Origin of the sequence: Mesorhizobium sp. B2-4-1 (assembly GCF_006442185.1) — a bacterium.
Taxonomy (GTDB): domain Bacteria; phylum Pseudomonadota; class Alphaproteobacteria; order Rhizobiales; family Rhizobiaceae; genus Mesorhizobium.
The window spans coordinates 198,048-215,580 of sequence record NZ_VFVN01000005.1 but is presented as its reverse complement, the minus strand read 5'-3'; the positions used below and the strand labels follow the sequence as shown (position 1 = coordinate 215,580).

Below are 17,533 nucleotides of genomic sequence, written 5' to 3'. Positions count from 1 at the left end.
CGGGCAGGCAGGTGAGGGGCGGTGCTTACGCCCGCAAGAAATTCAGCCTTTGCCAATTTTTGCCGCCTTGCCCTTGTCGAACCACCACAGCGTCTCGACCGGAAAGCCGAAATCGGGCTTTTGCTCGACGAAGCCGAACATGTCCCAATAGGCGACGCGGTGATTCGCCAGATAGTATGTTGGAATCCAGTCCAGCCGCGCGCGCAAGACCCGATCGAGCGCTCTGAGCGCGGTGACGAGTTCGGACCGGCTTTGCGCCTTGCCGGCTGCCACGATCAACGCGTCGATGGCCTTGCTTTCTGTTCCGGGGTAGTTGCGCTGCCCCGGGATTTTCGCCATTCGAGAATCATAGAGCATCTCCAGGCTGTCGTCAGTCGGCGTCGCCCCGATCGACCAATGCAGCACGGTAAGATCGAAGTCGAAATCGCTCTGCCGCTGTTCATATTGCGCCGAATCGACCTGCCGGATCGAAGCGTCGATCCCGATCGCCTTCATATTCTCGGACCATGGGGTGTAGATGCGAACGATGCCGTCATCCTCCGTCAGCATTTCCACCCGCAGCCGCTCGCCCTTGTCGTTGACGACGAAATTGCCCGCCCGCTTCCAGCCGGCTTGCGCGAGCAATCTCGAAGCCTCGCCCAGCAGCTTGCGATCATGGCCTGACCCGTCGGACAGAGGCTGCGTCACGGCTTCGCCAAAAACCTCCGGTGGCAACTCGGCCCGGAATGGCTCCAGCAGGACCAGTTCCTCAGGCGAGGGCAAGCCTTCGGCCTTGTAATCCGACCGTTCGAAGTTCGATTGAGAGCGCTCGTAAGAGCCATAAAACAACGCCCGCTTCATCCATTCGAAATCGAAACACCGGGCGATCGCCCGTCGCACCCGCTCATCGCGGAATTGCGCACGACGCTGGTTCAGTGCGACGCCCTGCATGTCTGGCGTCTTCTCGCCGGGAAATTCCCGTTTGACGACCTTGCCGTCCTTGAGCGCCGGAAAATCGTAGCCGGTCGCCCAGACCCGCGCGGTAAACTCCTCGCGAAAATGCGTGTCACCCTTCTTGAAGGCTTCGAACGCCGCCTGCCGGTCGAGATAGAAGTCGATGCGGATACGGTCGAAATTATACTGGCCGCGATTCACCGGGAGGTCGCGGCCCCAATAGTCGGGCACGCGCTCATATTCGACTGTCTGTCCCGCGGCCACTCGCCCCATTTTGTATGGTCCCGAGCCGAGCGGCGGCGTCATCGTCGAGGCATTGAAATCATTGACCGCATAAAAGGCCTTGGACACGATCGGCATCGCCACGATCCTGAGGATGTTTTGCGCGGACTGTTCGCCGTTGAAGGTAAGGTTGAGGGTGAGCGGATCCTCGGCGACCGCGTCGGTCATATACCGCAACGCCTGGGAAAGGTTCGGATGCCCTTGCTCTTTGTAAAGCTTCAACGCGAAGACGACGTCTTCGGCGGTTAGCGGCGAGCCGTCGTGGAAACGCGCTTGCGGTCGCAGCGCGAAGCGGAAGCCGTTGCGGTCTTGCGACAAGGTGACAGACTCGGCAAGCAGGCCGTAGACCGCATCCGGCTCGTCGAGCGCGCTTGCCATCAAGGAATCGAAACAGAGTTCGGTGCGCGGCGGCGCGTCTCCTTTCAATACCAGGGAATTCAACGTGTTGAAGGTCAGGAAGCTTTGGTTGAGCGTGGCGTTCGGCGGCGCGAAATTCATCTGGCCGCCCTTGGGTGCATCCGGATTGACGTAGTCGAAATGCGTGAAATCCGGTTTGTATTTGAGGTCGCCGTAGGCGGACAGGCCGTGCAGTTTGGTGCCGGTCGCAATATTGGCAAAGGCTTTTCCGGGCAACAGGGCGGCGACAGCGGCGGCACTGCCCAGGCCCAGGAAATCGCGACGGGGCAGCACCGCCATCAATTGTTGCCCTTGTATTTGGCCGCCAGCGCCTTTTCCTTCTCCGGATCGATCCACCAGGAATTCTGGTCGGCGCCGATATAGCTCGGCTGTTTGGCGGGAATGCCGAATTTGTTCCAGTAAGCCAGCCAGACCACGGCTCGATAGTACTGCGGCACGACGTAGTAGTTCCACAGCAGCACGCGGTCGAGCGCGTGGGTGGCGGCAACCAGGTCGTCGCGGTCGGTGGCGAAGATGATGCGGTCGACCAGGGCATCGACGACCGGGTTCTTGATGCCGGCGTAGTTGCGCGATCCCGGCCTGTCGGCGGCCCTGGAACTCCAGAAGTCGCGCTGCTCATTGCCAGGCGATTCCGACTGGCCGAGTTGCCCGATAATGACATCGTAGTCGAAATTGTTGACGCGGTTGACGTACTGGGTCTGGTCGATGATGCGCAACGTGGCGTCGACGCCGATCTTGCGCAGATTGGCGATATAGGGGCTGGAGATGACCTGGTCGGTGTCGTTCCAGCCGAGTATCTCGAACTTGAACGGCTCGCCGGTCTTGGCATTGACCATCTTGCCGCCCTTGATCACCCATCCAGCCTTGGCGAAGAGGTCGACAGCCTGCTTCAGGTATTTGCGCTCGGCCTGCGGCGAATCGTAGACCGGCAGCTTGAATTCCTGGGTGAACAGTTCGGGCGGCAGCTTGTCGCGATACTGTTCAAGAATTTCCAGCTCCTTGCCTTGCGGCAAGCCGCTGGAGGCCAGTTCAGTTCCCTGGAAATAGCTGCTGGTGCGAGTGTTGAACCCGTAGAACAGCGTACGGTTCATCGTCTCGAAGTCGAAAGGATAGGTCAGCGCGGCCCGCACCAGGCGGTCCTGGAACAGCGGGCGCCTCTGGTTGAGCATGAAAGCCTGCATCGGCTCTGGCGAGGTGGTCTTGAATTCCTGCTTGATGACATCGCCGGCCTTGACCGCCGGGAAATCATAGAATGTTTTCCAGCGCTTCGAACTGTTTTCCGGTTTGATGTCGTCAAGTCCGCCTTTGGTGAAGGCCTGCCAGGCGGCATTGTCATCAAGGATGTAGGTGAAACGCTGCCTGTCGAAATTCTCGCGGCCGACCTTCACCGGCAGCTTGGCACCCCAATAGTCCGGCACGCGCTGCCAGACGATTTCCGAGCCAGGCTTGAAGCTGGCGATCTTGTAGGCGGCGGAGCCGAGCGGCGGCTCCAGCGTCGGCCTGGTGACGTCGCGCTTCTTGCCGTTGGCATCGGTGCCTTCCCACCAATGTTTCGGCAGCACGGCGAGATCACCCAGGATTTTAGGCAGCTCGCGGTTGCCCTTCTGGCTGAAATGAAACTCGACTTCGCGATCCGAGACGGCCACGGCATCCGTGACGTTCTCGAAATAGCGGCTGTACATCGGGCTGTTGGCCTTCAGCACCTGGAATGACCAGATCACGTCGTCGACGGTGATCGGCTGGCCGTCATGCCATTTCGCGCGGGGATCGAGCCGGTAAGTCGCCGAGGAAAAGTCGGCCGGGTATTTGTAGGCGTCGGCGATCAGCGGATGGCTGACACTGCCTTCGTCGGTCGCCTGCTCCATCAGCGTGTCGTAGAGCAGGCCGCCGCCGAACCCGACCAGGCCGGCGGCCGGCGAACCCTGCACGATATAGGGATTGAAGCTGTCGAACGTGCCCAGTACCACCGAATTCAGCGTGCCGCCTTTGGGCGCGTTGGGATTGACGTAGTCATAGTGCTGGAAATTGTCGCCATATTTGGATTCGCCGATCAGCGATGAGGTGGTGCGCCATTCATCGGCCAGGGCCGCCTGCAACCCCGCGGCCAGCAGGGCCGCCGCCAGCAACGATTTGAGAAGCACTCGGCCAAGCGTCATCCACTGTCCTCTTCGCGATGCGTGCCATCATCCAGAAAGGGCAATCTAGATGATTTGCCGCGCGTGAAAACCGCCATGCGCGGCTTTGTCGCCGCATATGCGGTTTTCCTAACGAAAAAGCCGGGCTGAACCCGGCTTTTTCAAGGTCGTCAAGACGAGATCCGGTTTATTGAGCAGGCGCCGGTGCCGGGGCGGCCGGAGCTGGTGCGGCGGGAGCCGCAGGCGCCGCTGGCTTGGCAGGAGCTGCGCCTTCGGCCGGCTTGGCCGGTGCGGCCCCTTCGGCGGGCTTGGCGGGGGCGGATGCATCGGCGGCAGCGCCCGGCGCGGGCAGCGGCTTGGGATTGTCCGACAGCGTGCGCAGATAGGCGATGACGTTGGCGCGGTCTTCTTCCTTCGGCAGGCCGGCAAAGCCCATCGCCGTGCCTTTCACGAATTTTTTCGGCGAGGTGATGAAGTGGTTGATGTTGTCGTAGGTCCACTTCTCTGTGCCGCCCTTGGAAAACTCCTTCATGCCGGCCGAATAGGCGAAGCCCTCATGCTCGGCGACCGGGCGGTCGATGAGATCCCACAAATCCGGGCCGACCTTGTTGGGGCCGCCCTTCTCGCCGGAGTGGCAGGCCTGGCATTTCTTGAAGATGGCAGCGCCCTGTTCGGCACTTGCGTTGGCCAGAAGATCCGCGATCGGCTTTTCGGCGGCTGCCGGAGCGGCGGGGCCGCCCTCGGCGGGCTCGGCGGCCTCGATGGCGAAGCCGGGCTTTTCCGGAGCGGGCGAGGCAAACAGCGCGTCCGACACGATGCCGACCGAGAACACCACGAAAACGGTTCCGAGCAATCCGGCGAGCAGCTTGTTGACTTCGTTGGAATCCATACGCCCCTTGCTCCCTTTTCCGGCGGACCGATCCGTCCACTCCGTCCGTCGGTATCGAGACCTGCCCTCCAGAGCCGGTCAAATCGCGCGGAAACTAGGTCTTTTGCTCCGGCGTTGCAACACCTATAAGGGCGCTTCCAGTGAGACCTTTTGCCACTTTCCCCTCCTCGTTTCGAACGCCCGCCAAACCGATGTCCACCTTGATCCTGATCCCCGCCCGCATGGCCTCGACCCGGCTCCCGGGCAAGCCGCTGGCCGACATTGCCGGCGCCCCGATGATCGTCCATGTCGCGCGCCGCGCCGCCGAGGCCGGGCTTGGCCGTGTGGTGGTGGCGACCGACACGCAAGGCGTGGCGGAAGCGGTGCGCGCGCATGGTTTCGAGGCGGTGATGACGCGCTCGGACCACGAATCGGGTTCGGACCGGATATTCGAGGCCCTGACGGTGCTGGATCCGGCAAACAAGGTCGAAACCATCGTCAATGTGCAGGGTGACCTGCCGACCATCGATCCCGCGATCATCGTGGCCTCGCTCAGGCCGTTCGAGGACAAGGCGGTGGACATCGCAACGCTCGGCGTCGAGATCGAGCGCGACGAGGAAAAGACCAATCCCAACGTGGTCAAGATCGTTGGCTCGCCATTGTCGGCCACCAGGCTGAGGGCGCTTTATTTCACCAGGGCCACCGCGCCCTGGGGCGAGGGCGCGCTCTATCATCATATCGGCCTCTATGCCTATCGCCGCTCGGCGCTCGAGCGCTTCGTGGCGCTCAAGCCGTCGCCGCTTGAACGCCGCGAGCGGCTGGAGCAGTTGCGGGCGCTGGAAGCCGGCATGCGCATCGACGCCGAGATCGTGCGGTCGCTGCCGCTCGGCGTCGACACGCCGCAAGACCTGGAACGGGCCAGAACGATCCTTTCAAACTGAGCGCTGAACCGACACCCCTTCAACGAGAATTGGCCATGCCTGAAAAGACCAACAGAATATCCTTCCAGGGCGAGCCCGGCGCCAATTCCGACACCGCCTGCCGTAACGTCTATCCCTCGATGCAGCCGCTGCCGTGCCCGACCTTCGAGGACGCGTTCAATGCGGTCGAGACCGGCAAGGCCGATCTCGCCATGATCCCGATCGAGAACACCATCGCCGGGCGCGTCGCCGACATTCACCATCTGCTGCCGGAATCGAGGCTGCACATCGTCGGCGAATATTTCCTGCCCATCCATTTCCAGCTGATGGTGCTGCCAGGTGTGAGGCGTGACGAGATCAAAACCGTGCACAGCCACATCCATGCGCTCGGCCAGTGCCGCAAATACGTCCGCAAAAATGGCTGGAAGGCGGTTGTCGCCGGCGACACGGCGGGCGCGGCCAAGATGGTCTCCGAGGTCAAGGACCGCACCATGGCCGCCCTGTCCCCGGCATTGGCCGCAACGCTCTACGGCCTAGACATCATCGAGGAGAATGTCGAGGACACCGATTCCAACGTCACGCGCTTCGTCGTCCTGACCAAGAACAAGCAGTGGGCCGAACGCCCGTCGCCTGACGCCAAGATGATGACGACCTTCATCTTCCGCGTCCGCAACGTGCCGGCCGCCCTCTACAAGGCGATGGGCGGTTTCGCCACCAACGGCATCAACATGACCAAGCTCGAGAGCTACCAGCTCGGCGCCTTCACGGCGACACTGTTCTACGCCGACATCGAGGGCCACCCCGACGATCCCCTGGTCAAGCTGGCGCTGGACGAGCTTCGCTTCTTCTCGCGCGAGGTGCGGATCCTCGGCGTCTATCCGGCGAGTGAGTCACGCGAGCAGTGGAAGGTAGCGGATTGAGCTACCAGCCAAGGGGCACATAGTCGATCTCCATGAAGGTCTCGACTTCAGGAATCCAGCGGTCGCGCACGAAGGCGACGTGGTCGGGATGGTCGTTGTACCTGGTATAGGCGGCCTGGTCGGCGAATTCCATGGAGAAGCCGAACTGGTAGTCGTTCTTGGGGCTGACCTGACGCAGCTGTTCGAAATGGGTGACGCCCCTGATCGCCGAGAGGATTTTCCTGGCGTCGACCAGGAACCTTTTTTCCTCCAGCGAGTGCGGCGGATGCTTCAGCGTGAACACGACGGTATGGCGGATCATTTCCCTCTCCTGATTTCCCTTATTCGCTGTCGACCCAGGCGCGGATCAGGTGATGCGCTATGGCTCCCTTCGGCGGCGTGATCAGATTGCCCGGATGCTCCCTGGCCAGCATCAGGCGCACCTCGTCGCGCAAGAACCAGCGGCAGTCTTCCAACTCGTTGAGGTCGGCCTGGATGTCTTCATTGAGCGGCTCGCCGAAGCAGCCGATCATCAGCGAATAGGGGAATGGCCAGGGCTGGCTGGCGTGGTAGACGACGCGGCCGAGCCGGATGCCGGCCTCCTCCAGCGTCTCGCGGCGCACCGCCGCCTCGATCGTCTCGCCCGGCTCGATGAAGCCGGCAAGGGCGGAGTACATGCCCGGCGCGAAATGCCGGCCGCGCCCGAGCAGGCATTTCTCGCGCGTCGCCGTCAGCATGATCGCCACCGGATCCGTGCGCGGAAAATGCTCGGTGCCGCAATTCGGGCAATGGCGCTTGTAGCCGCCGGCCCGCATTTGTGACTCGGTCCCGCATTTGCTGCAGAAACGATGGCTGGCGTGCCAGGCGAGCAGTGCGGCGCCCTGCGCCATCGCTCCGGCGGCCGCTTCGTCGATCAGGCCTTGCATGTAGACCGAGCGGTAGTCGATGGCCTTGACCGTTTCGGGAAGCTGTTCCGGCTCGAGGCCGGCGGTCACCGCCAGCACCGGGCCCTGGTCGGAGAATCCGAGCAGCACGCCGCTGCCGGGCAAGGTCTGGAAGGGCAGGCTTTCGGCGACGCCGAACCAGGGGTCGAAGCTGCCGTCACGAACCTTCAGGTAGAGCCGGCCGCCCTGCATCAAAAGCAGCCTGGTTCCAGGATCGGCGAGCGCTTTGTCGACCGAATCGTCGGCGCGGTTCTCGGATTGTCGGTCGATACTGTTGCCGGCGAAGCCGACGAATTGGCTCGGCTCGCGCAAGGGCGCGTCAAACAGGCTAAAGCTCATGCGGACTCTGGGCGTTCGGGATGGACACGTTCGGGATGGACACGGGAAGGCTTATAGCGCCGCCCTTATCGTTTCGGCAAACCGGCGCAGCTCGGAGCGCTGATAGGGCTCGCGCAGGCCGTGTCCCCACACCGGGCCGGGCCAGCCGGGATCGCCTTCCGAACGGGCGATGACGTGGATGTGCAGCTGGCGCACGATGTTGCCGAGCGCGCCGGTGTTGATCTTGGTGCAGCCGGTCACCTTCTTCAGCGCCTGCGCCACCATATTGGTCTCGAAGGTCAGCATTGTCTGGTCGAGCGGCGTCATGTCGTGGATTTCCTCCACGCCCGGCCGCTGCGGCACCAGAAGCAGCCATGGCCAGCGGCGGTCGTTCATCACGCGCAGTTCACACAGCCCAAGCCACATCAACTGCTCGCTGTCCGCCTCCAGCCGGGCATCCAGCGTGAATCCGGCCTTCAGGCCCGGCAGCATCGGCGTTTCCCTTGCTTTTGGTGTTTTCCTCAGAGTCATGAACGCTAGAGCGGCTGCATCGAGGCTGCAAGCGAATCTCGTGGCTGGTGCAGCTGATTTGCCTGCGCCCTTGCATTTCGTCGCCGAATTGCCGATATGGACGGCGGGAGGTTGGTGGTGGACGATCCACTCGCCAACCGGGTCAGGTCCGGAAGGAAGCAGCCCTAACGAGCCCGGAACGGGTCATTGTTCCAGCCTCCCACCTCATCGGCCCTTCTCGCGACGTTGACGACGCATTGCAGCGCGGGCGAAACTATGCGCAGGAATCGGCCGCCTTTTGGCGCGGCCATTTGGAGTTTTGCGGGCGAATGAGCGAAGCCGGAAATTCGGGACCAAAAAGCCTGGAGATAGGCAAGGCTGGCGCCTATCGCGTGCTGGCGCGCAAGTACCGTCCGGCGAATTTCTCCGAACTGGTCGGCCAGGAGCCGATGGTGCGCACGCTCACCAACGCTTTCGCCACCGGCCGCATCGCCCAGGCCTGGATGTTGACCGGCGTGCGCGGCGTCGGCAAGACCACGACGGCGCGCATTCTCGCGCGGGCCCTGAATTATAAAACGGCAACAATCGACCAGCCTTCCGTCGACCTTGCCGTGCTCGGCGAGCACTGCCAGGCGATCATGGAAGGCCGCCATGTCGACGTCATCGAGATGGATGCCGCCTCGCACACCGGCATCGATGATATCAGGGACATCATCGAACGGGTGCGCTACGCGCCGGTCTCGGCCCGCTACAAGGTCTACATCATCGACGAAGTGCACATGCTGTCGACGCAGGCCTTCAACGGCCTGTTGAAGACGCTGGAAGAGCCGCCGCCGCACGTCAAGTTCATCTTCGCCACCACCGAAATCCGCAAGGTGCCGATCACCGTGCTGTCGCGCTGCCAGCGCTTTGACCTGAGGCGCATCGATGCGGCTGTGGTGAAGGCTGATCTCGCCCGGATAGCGGGCCTGGAAGGCATCGAGGCGGAAGACGACGCGCTGGCGATGATCGCGCGCGCGGCCGAGGGGTCGATGCGCGATGCTCAATCGATTTTCGACCAGGCCATCGCGCATGGCGGTGGTGCGGTCAGCGCCGAAGCCGTGCGCGCGATGCTGGGTCTCGCCGATCGCGCCCGCGTCGTCGATTTGTTCGAACATGTCATGAAGGGTGACGTTGCCGCGGCACTGGCGGAATTGCGCGCGCAATACGACACCGGCGCCGATCCGGCCGCCGTGCTGACCGACCTTGCCGAATTCAACCATCTCGTCACCCGGCTGCGTTTCGTGCCGGCCGCCGCCGACGACGCGGCGCTGTCGCAGGACGAGCGCGAGCGCGGCGCAGATTTCGCGCGGACGCTCTCGATCAAGGTGCTGTCGCGGACGTGGCAGATGCTGCTCAAGGGCATCCCGGAGGTGCAGTCCTCCAACCGGCCGGTAAGTGCAGCCGAGATGGTGCTGATCCGGCTGGCACACGCGGCCGACCTGCCTACGCTGGACGAGGCATTGAGGTCGCTGGAGAACGGCCTGCCGGCGCCGGGCGCCGCGCCGCGTTCGAACGGCGCGCCGGCGAGCCCCGGTAATGGCGGCGCTCCTGGTGGCAACGGCGCCAGCGCAGTGGCGCAGGCGCGCATGCCCGGCGGGTCGGGCGGCGCGCAGACCATGCGGCTGGTCGAAGCCGCGCCCGCTCCGGCCGCCTTCATTGCGCCTGTGCAGCCGGCGCCGGAGGCGCAGCCAATATCGCTGAAATCGCTGGCCGATATTGTCGCCCTTGCCGACGCGCAGCGCGACATCGCCTTCAAGGTGCTGGTCAAGCGCTGCATCCGCCTCGTGCGCATCGAGCCCGGCCGCATCGACGTCAGCCTGACCGACGATGCGCCCAAAATGCTGCTCAACGATTTGACGACCAAGCTGCGCGCCTGGACCGGTCGCAACTGGCTGGTGTCGCTGTCGAAGGAAGAGGGCGGCCAGACGCTGGCCGAAATGGAATCGGCCAGGCGCGAGAACGCTTTGCTCGATGCCAAGAGCGATCCGACGGTCGCCGCCATCCTGGCGCGTTTTCCCGGCGCCAGGATCATCGACGTGCGCATTCCCGACGCGCCGGAAGCCGACGCGGTCGAAGCCGAAGTGCCGGTCGAGCCGCCGGCGGACGACGACGAACCCTGACGAAACCACGACTCTGCAAAGGATCGGACCATGAAAGATCTTCTCGGCCTCATGGGCAAGGCGAAGGAAATGCAAGCCAAGTTCCAGGCTATGCAGGACGAGATCGCCACGGTCGAAGCCGTCGGCCAGGCCGGCGGCGGCCTGGTCATTGTCACGTTGACCGGCAAGTTCGAGATGAAGTCGCTGAAGATCGACCCGTCTCTGTTCAAGGAGGATGAGGTGGAGATCCTCGAAGACCTGCTTCTGGCCGCTCACAATGACGCCAAGGCCAAGGTCGAGCAGATCATGCAGGAAAAGACCAAGGCGCTGACCGCCGGCCTGCCGATTCCGCCGGGAATGAAACTGCCGTTCTAGATGCATGTCGCCCAAGAGTGTGCGACGGTTTTGGGGATAACGACATGCATAAAGCCAAAGACTAGTTGGCCATGGCCGAAGAGCCGTCCGAAAGGCTGATCGAGCAGCGTATCCGCAACAGGATCTACGAGATCCTGGAAATCCTGGCCGATTCTGATGCCGGCGTCGATCTCGTCGGCATCAAGGGCTATTTCAACCTGTTCGAGGATTTCGTGCATCGCCCCTCGATCGAAGCGGGCACTTCGGCGCTCTCGAAGGAAGAACGCGCCATCGTGCTGGAGATCGCGGATTTCCTGGAGGCTGCCGGAGAGGCCAACCCCGATTTCACCAGGTCCGAGTTCATCGACAGCGACTGGCCGGGAAAGATCGCGCCGGTCGCCCGCAATGCGCGAGCATTGTTCCTGAAGCGCGGGCTGTTCTCGGAGAAATTCGAAGAAATTGAGCCAGGACGGCCGGCAGCGATTTCAGCCGGGCGATAATGCATGTCGTCCAAAAGCGGTCTCGGCCTGGACAAGGGCGTGCATAAAACAAAGGCTTGAAGCCCGGATCTTGCCACGTAACTGTGCCAGTTTGGCAACAGCATCTCACCAATAACGTTTTAGCCATCATTTTGCCCGAAAGTGTCTCATTCTTGCCGCAGCCTGGGGGCGGGCATCGAAGTGAGAGGGTTACCTGTTGATTGCCACGCGATGGAAGACGCCGCTGTTGCTCGGCGTCGTCACGTCTCCCCTGTTCCTGGCCGCTTGCAGCCAGACCGCGTCACACGGCATGTCCAGCCTGACCGACGCCATCACGCCGAGTTTCCTGAGCTCTCGCGGCTACCACACGCCGAAGGACAGGGAATGCCTGGAAAGGGCGATGTTCTTCGAATCCAACCGGTCGAGCCGCGATGGCATGATCGCCGTCGGCACTGTCGTGATGAACCGGCTGCGCTCCGGCAAACATGGTGACACCATCTGCGCGGTGGTGGGCGAGCGCGGCCAGTTCGCGCCCGGCGTCATGACCAGGCCGATGAATTCGCGTGCCATGCCCGATGTCGAGGAAGCCGCCGACGCCGTGCTCAAGGGCGAGCGCAAGGCCAAGCTCAAGAACACGATGTATTTCCACACCGCGGGCCTGCGCTTCCCCTACAAGAATATGCATTACACCATGGTCGCCGGCGGCAATGCGTTCTACGAGAAGCGCGGCCGCAACTGGCAGCCGCTGCCGGACGAGCCGACGGTCGCGGTCGCCTCGGCCGAGCAGCCAGCAGCCTTGCCCGGAGTAGCCGCGACTCGTGTCGCTTCCGCCGAGCCGACGGCCAAGACATCCGATCGCACCGCTGCGGCGTACGTGACTGCCGCGGCGGAGCCGGTGCGCTCCGGCAAGGCGGCCCAGCAGACCTACGTGACGGCATCGGCTGCGCCGGCCGCAAAATCCGCGCGCGTCCAGGAGAAGCCGACGATGGTGGCGATGCAGGAGCCGATGGAGGAACCGGACGCCGCTCGTTTTGGCGGGACCTTGAACACGAAGGTCATTTCCTCGGTGCAGGGCGCGCCGCAGGAAGCGGCGATGGGGTTCCAGTCGACGCCTGAGAACACGGATGCCATCGGCGCAATGATCGTCAGCCAGAGCCGTCCGCTCGAAACCAACTGAGGCGGGCCGCACTTGACGGCCTGCCGGTGCTGGTTGGAGACGCGGTCCGGACGCAAAACCGCTTCGCACTTTTCGCGGAATTGCTCTAGATCAGGGCAATGTCCAAGCGAATCGCGGGTCCCGAGATCGAACGCCTGATCCAACTCCTGGCCAAAGTGCCGGGGCTTGGTCCTCGTTCGGCCAGGCGCGCCGCGCTGCATTTGATCAAGAAGAAGGAACAGCTGCTGTCGCCGCTCGCCGCCGCCATGGGCGAGGCGGCCGACAAGGTGCGCATTTGCTCCACCTGCGGCAATGTCGACACGTCCGACCCCTGCATGATCTGCACCGATCCGCGCCGTGACGCCGGCACGCTGATCGTCGTCGAGGACGTCTCTGATCTGTGGGCGCTGGAGCGGGCGGCGGCGATGAACGTGCGCTACCACGTGCTGGGCGGCACGCTGTCGCCGCTCGACGGCATCGGCCCCGATCAGCTCAACATCCGCTCATTGGTCGACCGCGTCGCCGGCGGCGAGGTCAAGGAGATCATCCTGGCCGTCAATGCCACGGTGGAGGGCCAGACCACGGCCCACTACCTGACCGATCAATTGCACGGTTTCGAGGTGAAGATAACGCGGCTGGCGCATGGCGTGCCGGTCGGGGGCGAACTCGACTATCTCGACGAAGGCACGCTGGCGGCAGCGCTGCGCTCCAGGACGGCGTTTTGACGCGATTGCGGGGAAGGATGCTTGTCACGGTGATCCCGCATCCTCAAAAGTTGGCGTTCCGTGGCGCCCCCCTCTGTCCTGCCGGACATCTCCCCCTCAAGGGGGGAGATTGGCAATTTCGCAGCCGGCATCTCCTTTTCAACGGCGGTGTTTGGCGAAGGCAGAGACAACGGTCGATCTCCCCCCTTGTGGGGGAGATGGCCGGCAGGCCAGAGGGGGGCGCCAAGGAACGCGGCCTCCGCAAGTTCTGCTTTGCGTTTTTCCTGGCGATACTGGCTGCACTGTTCCTCTCCACCTCCGCCTCGGCCGCCAAGATCGACGACCAGTTCCGCGCCTGGCTCCGGAGCGATCTGTGGCCTGACGCCAAGGCCAAGCGCATTTCCAAGCAGACCTTCGATGCCGCTTTCGACGGTGTCAAACCCAATCTCAAGCTGCCCGATCTTGTCATGCCCGGCGAGAAGCCGAAGACGCCGCAGAAGCAGCATCAGGCCGAGTTCGGCTCGCCCGGCGCCTATTTCGCCGAGAAGACCATCCGCGCGGTCACATCGGGCGGGCGGACGCGCGCGGCGGCCAACGCCAGGACGCTCGCCGCGATCGAAAAGCGCTATGGCGTGCCGGGCGAGGTCCTTTTGGCGATCTGGGGTCGCGAAACAGGGTTCGGCGCGGCGAAGATGCCTTACGACGCCTTCGAGGTGCTCGGCACCAAGGCGTTCATGTCGACGAGGAAGGACTTCTTCCGCACCGAGCTGCTGGCGGCGCTCGAGATCGTCCAGCGCGGATTGGCCCCGGTGGATGCGATGAAATCGTCCTGGGCCGGCGCGCTCGGCCAGCCGCAATTCATGCCGACATCGTTCCTCAAGCATGCGGTGGATTTCGATGGCGACGGGCGTGTCGACATCTGGAGCTCGACGCCTGACGTGCTCGCCTCGATCGCCAACTATCTCGTCCATTATGGCTGGGTGAGGGGACGTGGCTGGGGCTTCGAGGTGACCGTGCCCGAGAGCGTCTCCTGCTCGCTCGAAGGCCCCGACCAGGGCAAGACAATCTCGCAATGGGCCGCAATGGGCATCAAGCGTGTCGGCGGCAAGGCATTCCCGGCGAGCGAGCTGAAGGCCGAGGGCTTCCTGCTGATGCCGGCCGGCCGCAGCGGCCCGGCCTTCATCGCCACGCCCAATTTCTACGTGCTGAAGCAATACAACACCAGCGACCTCTATGCCCTCTTCATCGGCCATGGCGCCGACCGCATCGCCCATGGCGATGCGAATTTTTCCGGCAGCTGGGGTGCGGTCGGTGACCTCCACCGCTCCGACATCGCCGCCCTGCAGCGGGCGCTGGAGGCCAAGGGCTACGATGTCGGCAGCGCCGACGGGCTGCCCGGCTTCAAGACCCGCCGCTCGATCGGTGCCTGGCAGGAAAAGAACGGCAAGCCCGCCACCTGCTTCCCCGATGCCGGCCTGGTCGCTGCTCTGAAGTAACTCCCACGTCAGGGTTTTTTCTCGAACGCTGGCCTCTGTTGGCCTTCGCATGCTCCGGCTCGTCCGCCTGCCACTATGATCCAGTGAGCCGACGCATAAATGCTCGTTGCCCGCCGCGAGGCCGCCGGATATGCTGTTGACCAACTGGACAAAAACCACGACGGTAAGTGGTCAAAGGGGGCCCTTGTCGGCCTGGAAAAACACCGCAACCCTGAGCCGGGAACTCAGGTCAACAAAACAGGGAACAATCACCATGATGATGGAAAAGCTTGCTCTACGATCCCGCATTCTGCTTGCGGGTGCCGCAATGTCGGCGCTGCTTCTGGCGGGAGCGCCGGCTGGCGCGGTCACGCCAGCCGACACGCTGGTCGAAGGCTTCGCCATCGATGACATCATCTCCATGGATCCGGGCGAGGCATTCGAGCTGTCGACCGCCGAGGTCACCGGCAACACCTATGACCTGCTGGTCCGGCTCGACCTCAGCGACACCTCCAAGGTCAAGGGCGACCTCGCCGAAAGCTGGACCGTCTCGGACGATGGCCTGACCTACACGTTCAAGCTCAAGCCCGGCCTGAAATTCGCCTCGGGCAACCCGATCACCGCGGCCGACGTCGCTTATTCGTTCGAACGCGCCGTCAAGCTGGACAAGAGCCCGGCCTTCATCATCGACCAGTTCGGGATCAGCGGCGACAATGTCGCCGAAAAAGCCAAGGCGGTCGATGACACCACCTTCCAGTTCATCGTCGACAAGGCCTATGCGCCGAGCTTCGTGTTGAACTGCCTGTCGGCCACCGTCGCCTCGGTCGTCGACGCCAAGCTGGTCAAGGAACATGTCGCGGCGGTCACGCCGAGCGCCGACTACAAATGGGACAATGATTTCGGCAATGCCTGGCTGAAGACCGGCTATGCCGGCTCGGGCGTCTACAAGCTGCGTGAGTGGCGCGCCAACGAGGCCGTCGTGCTCGAACGGAACGACAATTACTACGGCGAAAAGGCCAAGCTTGCTCGCGTCATCTACCGCAACATGAAGGAAAGCTCGGCACAGCGCCTGGCGCTTGAGGCCGGCGACATCGACGTCGCCCGCAATCTTGAGCCAAACGACCTCGACGCCATTGCCAAGAACGCCGACCTCACCACAACCAGTGCGCCGAAGGGCACTGTCTACTACATCAGCCTCAACCAAAAGAACCAGAACCTCGCCAAGCCCGAAGTCCGCCAGGCCTTCAAATATCTGGTCGACTATGACGCGCTGAGCTCGACCATCCTCAAGGGCATCGGTGAAATCCACCAGACTTTCCTGCCCAAGGGCGTGCTCGGAGAACTGGACAAGAACCCGTTCAAGCTCGACGTCGCCAAGGCCAAGGAACTGCTGGCCAAGGCAGGCCTGCCCGACGGCTTCAGCGTGACCATGGATGTGCGCACCGGCCAGCCGACAACCGGCATGGCGGAATCGATCCAGCAGACGCTCGGCCAGGCCGGTATCAAGCTGGAGATCATTCCCGGCGACGGCAAGCAGACGTTGACCAAGTACCGCGCCCGCAACCACGACATCTATATCGGTCAGTGGGGCCAGGACTATTTCGATCCGAACTCCAATGCCCAGACCTTTGCCTCGAACCCGGACAATTCGGATGAGGGCAAGTCCAAGACGCTGGCCTGGCGCAACGCCTGGGATATTCCGGACCTGACCAAGCAAACCGAAGCCGCTTTGCTGGAGAAGGATTCGGGCAAGCGCGCCGACATGTACAAGGATCTGCAGCAGAAGATCCTCGATACCAGTCCCTTCGTCATCATCCATCAGCAGCTGGAAGTCGCCGGGTTGCGCAAGAACCTCAAGGGTTTCGCGCTCGGCCCGAGCTTCGACACCAATTTCGTTGGGCCGGTTTCCAAGGAATAGCGCCGGCGGATGAGCGTAGCTGAAAATCAGGCGGCGGCAGGGCGCGGCAGCGCCCGTGCCGTCGCCATTTTCTCATCGATCGGCCGCTTCCTGGTGATCGCGATCACGACCTATCTCGGTCTGCTCGCGGTGACCTTTTTCATTGGCCGCGTCATCCCCATCGACCCGGTGTTGGCCGTGCTCGGCGACCGGGCGCCGGCCAATGTCGTGGAACGCACGCGCCGCGAGATGGGTCTCGACCTGCCGCTGGTCGAGCAGTTCTATATTTATGTCAAAAATGCCCTCAATGGTGATTTCGGCACCTCGGTGCTGACCACCAATCCGGTCATGACCGACATCCGCCGCGCCCTTCCGGCAACGACGGAACTGGCGACGTTGGGGACACTGATCGGCGCGCTGTTCGGCGTGCCGCTGGGTGTGCTGGCTGCCGTCAGGCGCGGCAGCCTCATCGACCAGGTCGTCCGTGTCATCGGCCTGATCGGCTATTCCGTGCCGATCTTCTGGCTTGGCCTGCTCGGGCTCGTCCTGTTCTACGCCAAGCTGCAATGGGTGGCTTTCCCGGCGCGGCTCGACGTCGTCTACGAATACACCTTCACGCCGATCACTGGCTTCTACCTTCTCGATTCGGCGATGCAGGGGCAGTGGGATGTCTTCTGGGACGCGTTCCGCCACATCATCCTGCCGGCCTCGCTGCTCGGCTATTTCTCGCTCGCCTATATCAGCCGCATGACGCGCTCCTTCATGCTCAACGAACTCACCCAGGAATACATCGTCGCCGCGCGCGCCAAGGGCCTGTCGGAAACCCGCATCATCTGGGCTCATGCATTGCGCAATGCCGCCGTGCCGATGGTGACCGTGATCGCGCTCTCCTATGCCGGGCTGCTGGAAGGCTCGGTGTTGACCGAGACGGTCTTCTCCTGGCCTGGCATCGGCCTCTACATCACCAATTCGCTGCAGAATGCCGACATGAACGCGGTGCTCGGCGGCACCATCGTCATCGGCTCGGTGTTCATAGCCATCAATCTCCTGTCCGACCTGCTTTACCGCGTGCTCGACCCGAGGACGAAGGTAAGATGAGCA

The 17,533-nt window shown here is 63.0% G+C and carries 16 protein-coding genes and 1 other RNA gene; 11 read left to right on the top strand and 6 right to left on the bottom strand.

The genetic code is table 11. The features are described from left to right. Positions 1-42 precede the first annotated feature (42 nt). From FJ949_RS15370 to FJ949_RS15360, 3 genes are all read right to left on the bottom strand, one after another. On the bottom strand, positions 43-1,911 hold the full coding sequence (locus FJ949_RS15370) for an extracellular solute-binding protein (RefSeq protein WP_140496884.1): 1,869 nt from the start codon (positions 1,909-1,911) through the stop codon (positions 43-45). Beyond that, on the bottom strand, positions 1,911-3,788 hold the full coding sequence (locus FJ949_RS15365) for an extracellular solute-binding protein (protein ID WP_140496882.1): 1,878 nt from the start codon (positions 3,786-3,788) through the stop codon (positions 1,911-1,913). The genes FJ949_RS15370 and FJ949_RS15365 overlap by 1 nt, the downstream gene beginning before the upstream one ends. A 166-nt stretch (positions 3,789-3,954) precedes the next feature. Beyond that, positions 3,955-4,656, bottom strand: a complete 702-nt coding sequence (locus FJ949_RS15360) for a cytochrome c family protein (RefSeq protein WP_140496880.1) — start codon at positions 4,654-4,656, stop codon at positions 3,955-3,957. A gap of 191 nt (positions 4,657-4,847) precedes the next feature. Between FJ949_RS15360 and FJ949_RS15355 the strand changes: the two genes are divergently transcribed. Both FJ949_RS15355 and FJ949_RS15350 read left to right on the top strand, forming a co-directional pair. Beyond that, the gene (locus FJ949_RS15355; RefSeq protein ID WP_140496878.1) at positions 4,848-5,576 is read left to right on the top strand and encodes a 3-deoxy-manno-octulosonate cytidylyltransferase; all 729 of its coding nucleotides are present in this window, start codon (positions 4,848-4,850) and stop codon (positions 5,574-5,576) included. A 35-nt stretch (positions 5,577-5,611) separates the two neighbouring features. Further along, positions 5,612-6,475 (top strand): prephenate dehydratase, encoded by an 864-nt coding sequence (locus FJ949_RS15350; RefSeq protein WP_140496876.1) that lies wholly within the window; start codon positions 5,612-5,614, stop codon positions 6,473-6,475. 1 nt (position 6,476) lies between these two features. On the opposite strand, the gene FJ949_RS15345 is transcribed toward FJ949_RS15350, so the two are convergent. Genes FJ949_RS15345 through FJ949_RS15335 form a run of 3 tightly spaced genes read right to left on the bottom strand, consistent with a single transcriptional unit; the run spans position 6,477 to position 8,208 of the window. Next, positions 6,477-6,776, bottom strand: coding sequence for a Dabb family protein (locus FJ949_RS15345; protein ID WP_140496873.1), 300 nt, complete (start codon positions 6,774-6,776; stop codon positions 6,477-6,479). 19 nt (positions 6,777-6,795) lie between these two features. Beyond that, on the bottom strand, positions 6,796-7,737 hold the full coding sequence (gene nudC / locus FJ949_RS15340; RefSeq protein WP_140496871.1) for an NAD(+) diphosphatase: 942 nt from the start codon (positions 7,735-7,737) through the stop codon (positions 6,796-6,798). A gap of 51 nt (positions 7,738-7,788) precedes the next feature. Next, on the bottom strand, positions 7,789-8,208 hold the full coding sequence (locus tag FJ949_RS15335) for an HIT family protein (RefSeq protein ID WP_140496869.1): 420 nt from the start codon (positions 8,206-8,208) through the stop codon (positions 7,789-7,791). Positions 8,209-8,353: 145 nt separating this feature from the next. Between FJ949_RS15335 and ffs the strand changes: the two genes are divergently transcribed. The 9 genes from ffs to FJ949_RS15285 all read left to right on the top strand — a co-directional run bounded on the left by ffs (position 8,354) and on the right by FJ949_RS15285 (position 17,530). Next, an RNA gene (gene ffs / locus FJ949_RS15330) (signal recognition particle sRNA small type) lies at positions 8,354-8,450 on the top strand. Between the two features lie 105 nt (positions 8,451-8,555). Beyond that, positions 8,556-10,388 carry a DNA polymerase III subunit gamma/tau gene (locus tag FJ949_RS15325; RefSeq protein WP_140496867.1) on the top strand — a complete coding sequence of 611 codons (1,833 nt, stop codon included), beginning with the start codon at positions 8,556-8,558 and terminating at the stop codon, positions 10,386-10,388. A gap of 30 nt (positions 10,389-10,418) precedes the next feature. Beyond that, the gene (locus tag FJ949_RS15320) at positions 10,419-10,742 is read left to right on the top strand and encodes a YbaB/EbfC family nucleoid-associated protein (RefSeq protein ID WP_140496865.1); all 324 of its coding nucleotides are present in this window, start codon (positions 10,419-10,421) and stop codon (positions 10,740-10,742) included. Positions 10,743-10,813: 71 nt separating this feature from the next. Beyond that, positions 10,814-11,221, top strand: coding sequence for a hypothetical protein (locus FJ949_RS15315; protein WP_140496863.1), 408 nt, complete (start codon positions 10,814-10,816; stop codon positions 11,219-11,221). Positions 11,222-11,417: 196 nt separating this feature from the next. Next, complete coding sequence (locus tag FJ949_RS15310) at positions 11,418-12,377, top strand: cell wall hydrolase (RefSeq protein WP_140496861.1); 960 nt, start codon at positions 11,418-11,420, stop codon at positions 12,375-12,377. A gap of 98 nt (positions 12,378-12,475) precedes the next feature. Beyond that, positions 12,476-13,081 (top strand): recombination mediator RecR, encoded by a 606-nt coding sequence (gene recR, locus FJ949_RS15305; protein WP_140496859.1) that lies wholly within the window; start codon positions 12,476-12,478, stop codon positions 13,079-13,081. Between the two features lie 197 nt (positions 13,082-13,278). Beyond that, the gene (locus tag FJ949_RS15295) at positions 13,279-14,556 is read left to right on the top strand and encodes a lytic murein transglycosylase (protein ID WP_140496857.1); all 1,278 of its coding nucleotides are present in this window, start codon (positions 13,279-13,281) and stop codon (positions 14,554-14,556) included. Between the two features lie 253 nt (positions 14,557-14,809). Further along, a complete protein-coding gene (locus FJ949_RS15290) occupies positions 14,810-16,453 on the top strand; it encodes an ABC transporter substrate-binding protein (protein WP_140496855.1) in 1,644 nt (547 codons plus the stop codon). A 9-nt stretch (positions 16,454-16,462) separates the two neighbouring features. Next, a complete protein-coding gene (locus FJ949_RS15285) occupies positions 16,463-17,530 on the top strand; it encodes an ABC transporter permease (RefSeq protein WP_140496853.1) in 1,068 nt (355 codons plus the stop codon). Positions 17,531-17,533: the final 3 nt, after the last annotated feature.

Excerpts from the sequence above, each read along its gene's own strand:
- recR (WP_140496859.1), top strand. The coding sequence starts at position 12,476 with ATGTCCAAGCGAATCGCGGGTCCCGAGATCGAACGCCTGATCCAACTC.
- FJ949_RS15350 (WP_140496876.1), top strand. The coding sequence starts at position 5,612 with ATGCCTGAAAAGACCAACAGAATATCCTTCCAGGGCGAGCCCGGCGCC.
- FJ949_RS15365 (WP_140496882.1), bottom strand. The coding sequence starts at position 3,788 with ATGACGCTTGGCCGAGTGCTTCTCAAATCGTTGCTGGCGGCGGCCCTG.
- FJ949_RS15290 (WP_140496855.1), top strand. The coding sequence starts at position 14,810 with ATGATGATGGAAAAGCTTGCTCTACGATCCCGCATTCTGCTTGCGGGT.
- FJ949_RS15285 (WP_140496853.1), top strand. The coding sequence starts at position 16,463 with ATGAGCGTAGCTGAAAATCAGGCGGCGGCAGGGCGCGGCAGCGCCCGT.
- FJ949_RS15345 (WP_140496873.1), bottom strand. The coding sequence starts at position 6,776 with ATGATCCGCCATACCGTCGTGTTCACGCTGAAGCATCCGCCGCACTCG.
- FJ949_RS15370 (WP_140496884.1), bottom strand. The coding sequence starts at position 1,911 with ATGGCGGTGCTGCCCCGTCGCGATTTCCTGGGCCTGGGCAGTGCCGCC.
- FJ949_RS15325 (WP_140496867.1), top strand. The coding sequence starts at position 8,556 with ATGAGCGAAGCCGGAAATTCGGGACCAAAAAGCCTGGAGATAGGCAAG.
- FJ949_RS15335 (WP_140496869.1), bottom strand. The coding sequence starts at position 8,208 with ATGCTGCCGGGCCTGAAGGCCGGATTCACGCTGGATGCCCGGCTGGAG.
- FJ949_RS15320 (WP_140496865.1), top strand. The coding sequence starts at position 10,419 with ATGAAAGATCTTCTCGGCCTCATGGGCAAGGCGAAGGAAATGCAAGCC.
- FJ949_RS15360 (WP_140496880.1), bottom strand. The coding sequence starts at position 4,656 with ATGGATTCCAACGAAGTCAACAAGCTGCTCGCCGGATTGCTCGGAACC.
- FJ949_RS15355 (WP_140496878.1), top strand. The coding sequence starts at position 4,848 with ATGTCCACCTTGATCCTGATCCCCGCCCGCATGGCCTCGACCCGGCTC.
- nudC (WP_140496871.1), bottom strand. The coding sequence starts at position 7,737 with ATGAGCTTTAGCCTGTTTGACGCGCCCTTGCGCGAGCCGAGCCAATTC.
- FJ949_RS15315 (WP_140496863.1), top strand. The coding sequence starts at position 10,814 with ATGGCCGAAGAGCCGTCCGAAAGGCTGATCGAGCAGCGTATCCGCAAC.
- FJ949_RS15295 (WP_140496857.1), top strand. The coding sequence starts at position 13,279 with ATGGCCGGCAGGCCAGAGGGGGGCGCCAAGGAACGCGGCCTCCGCAAG.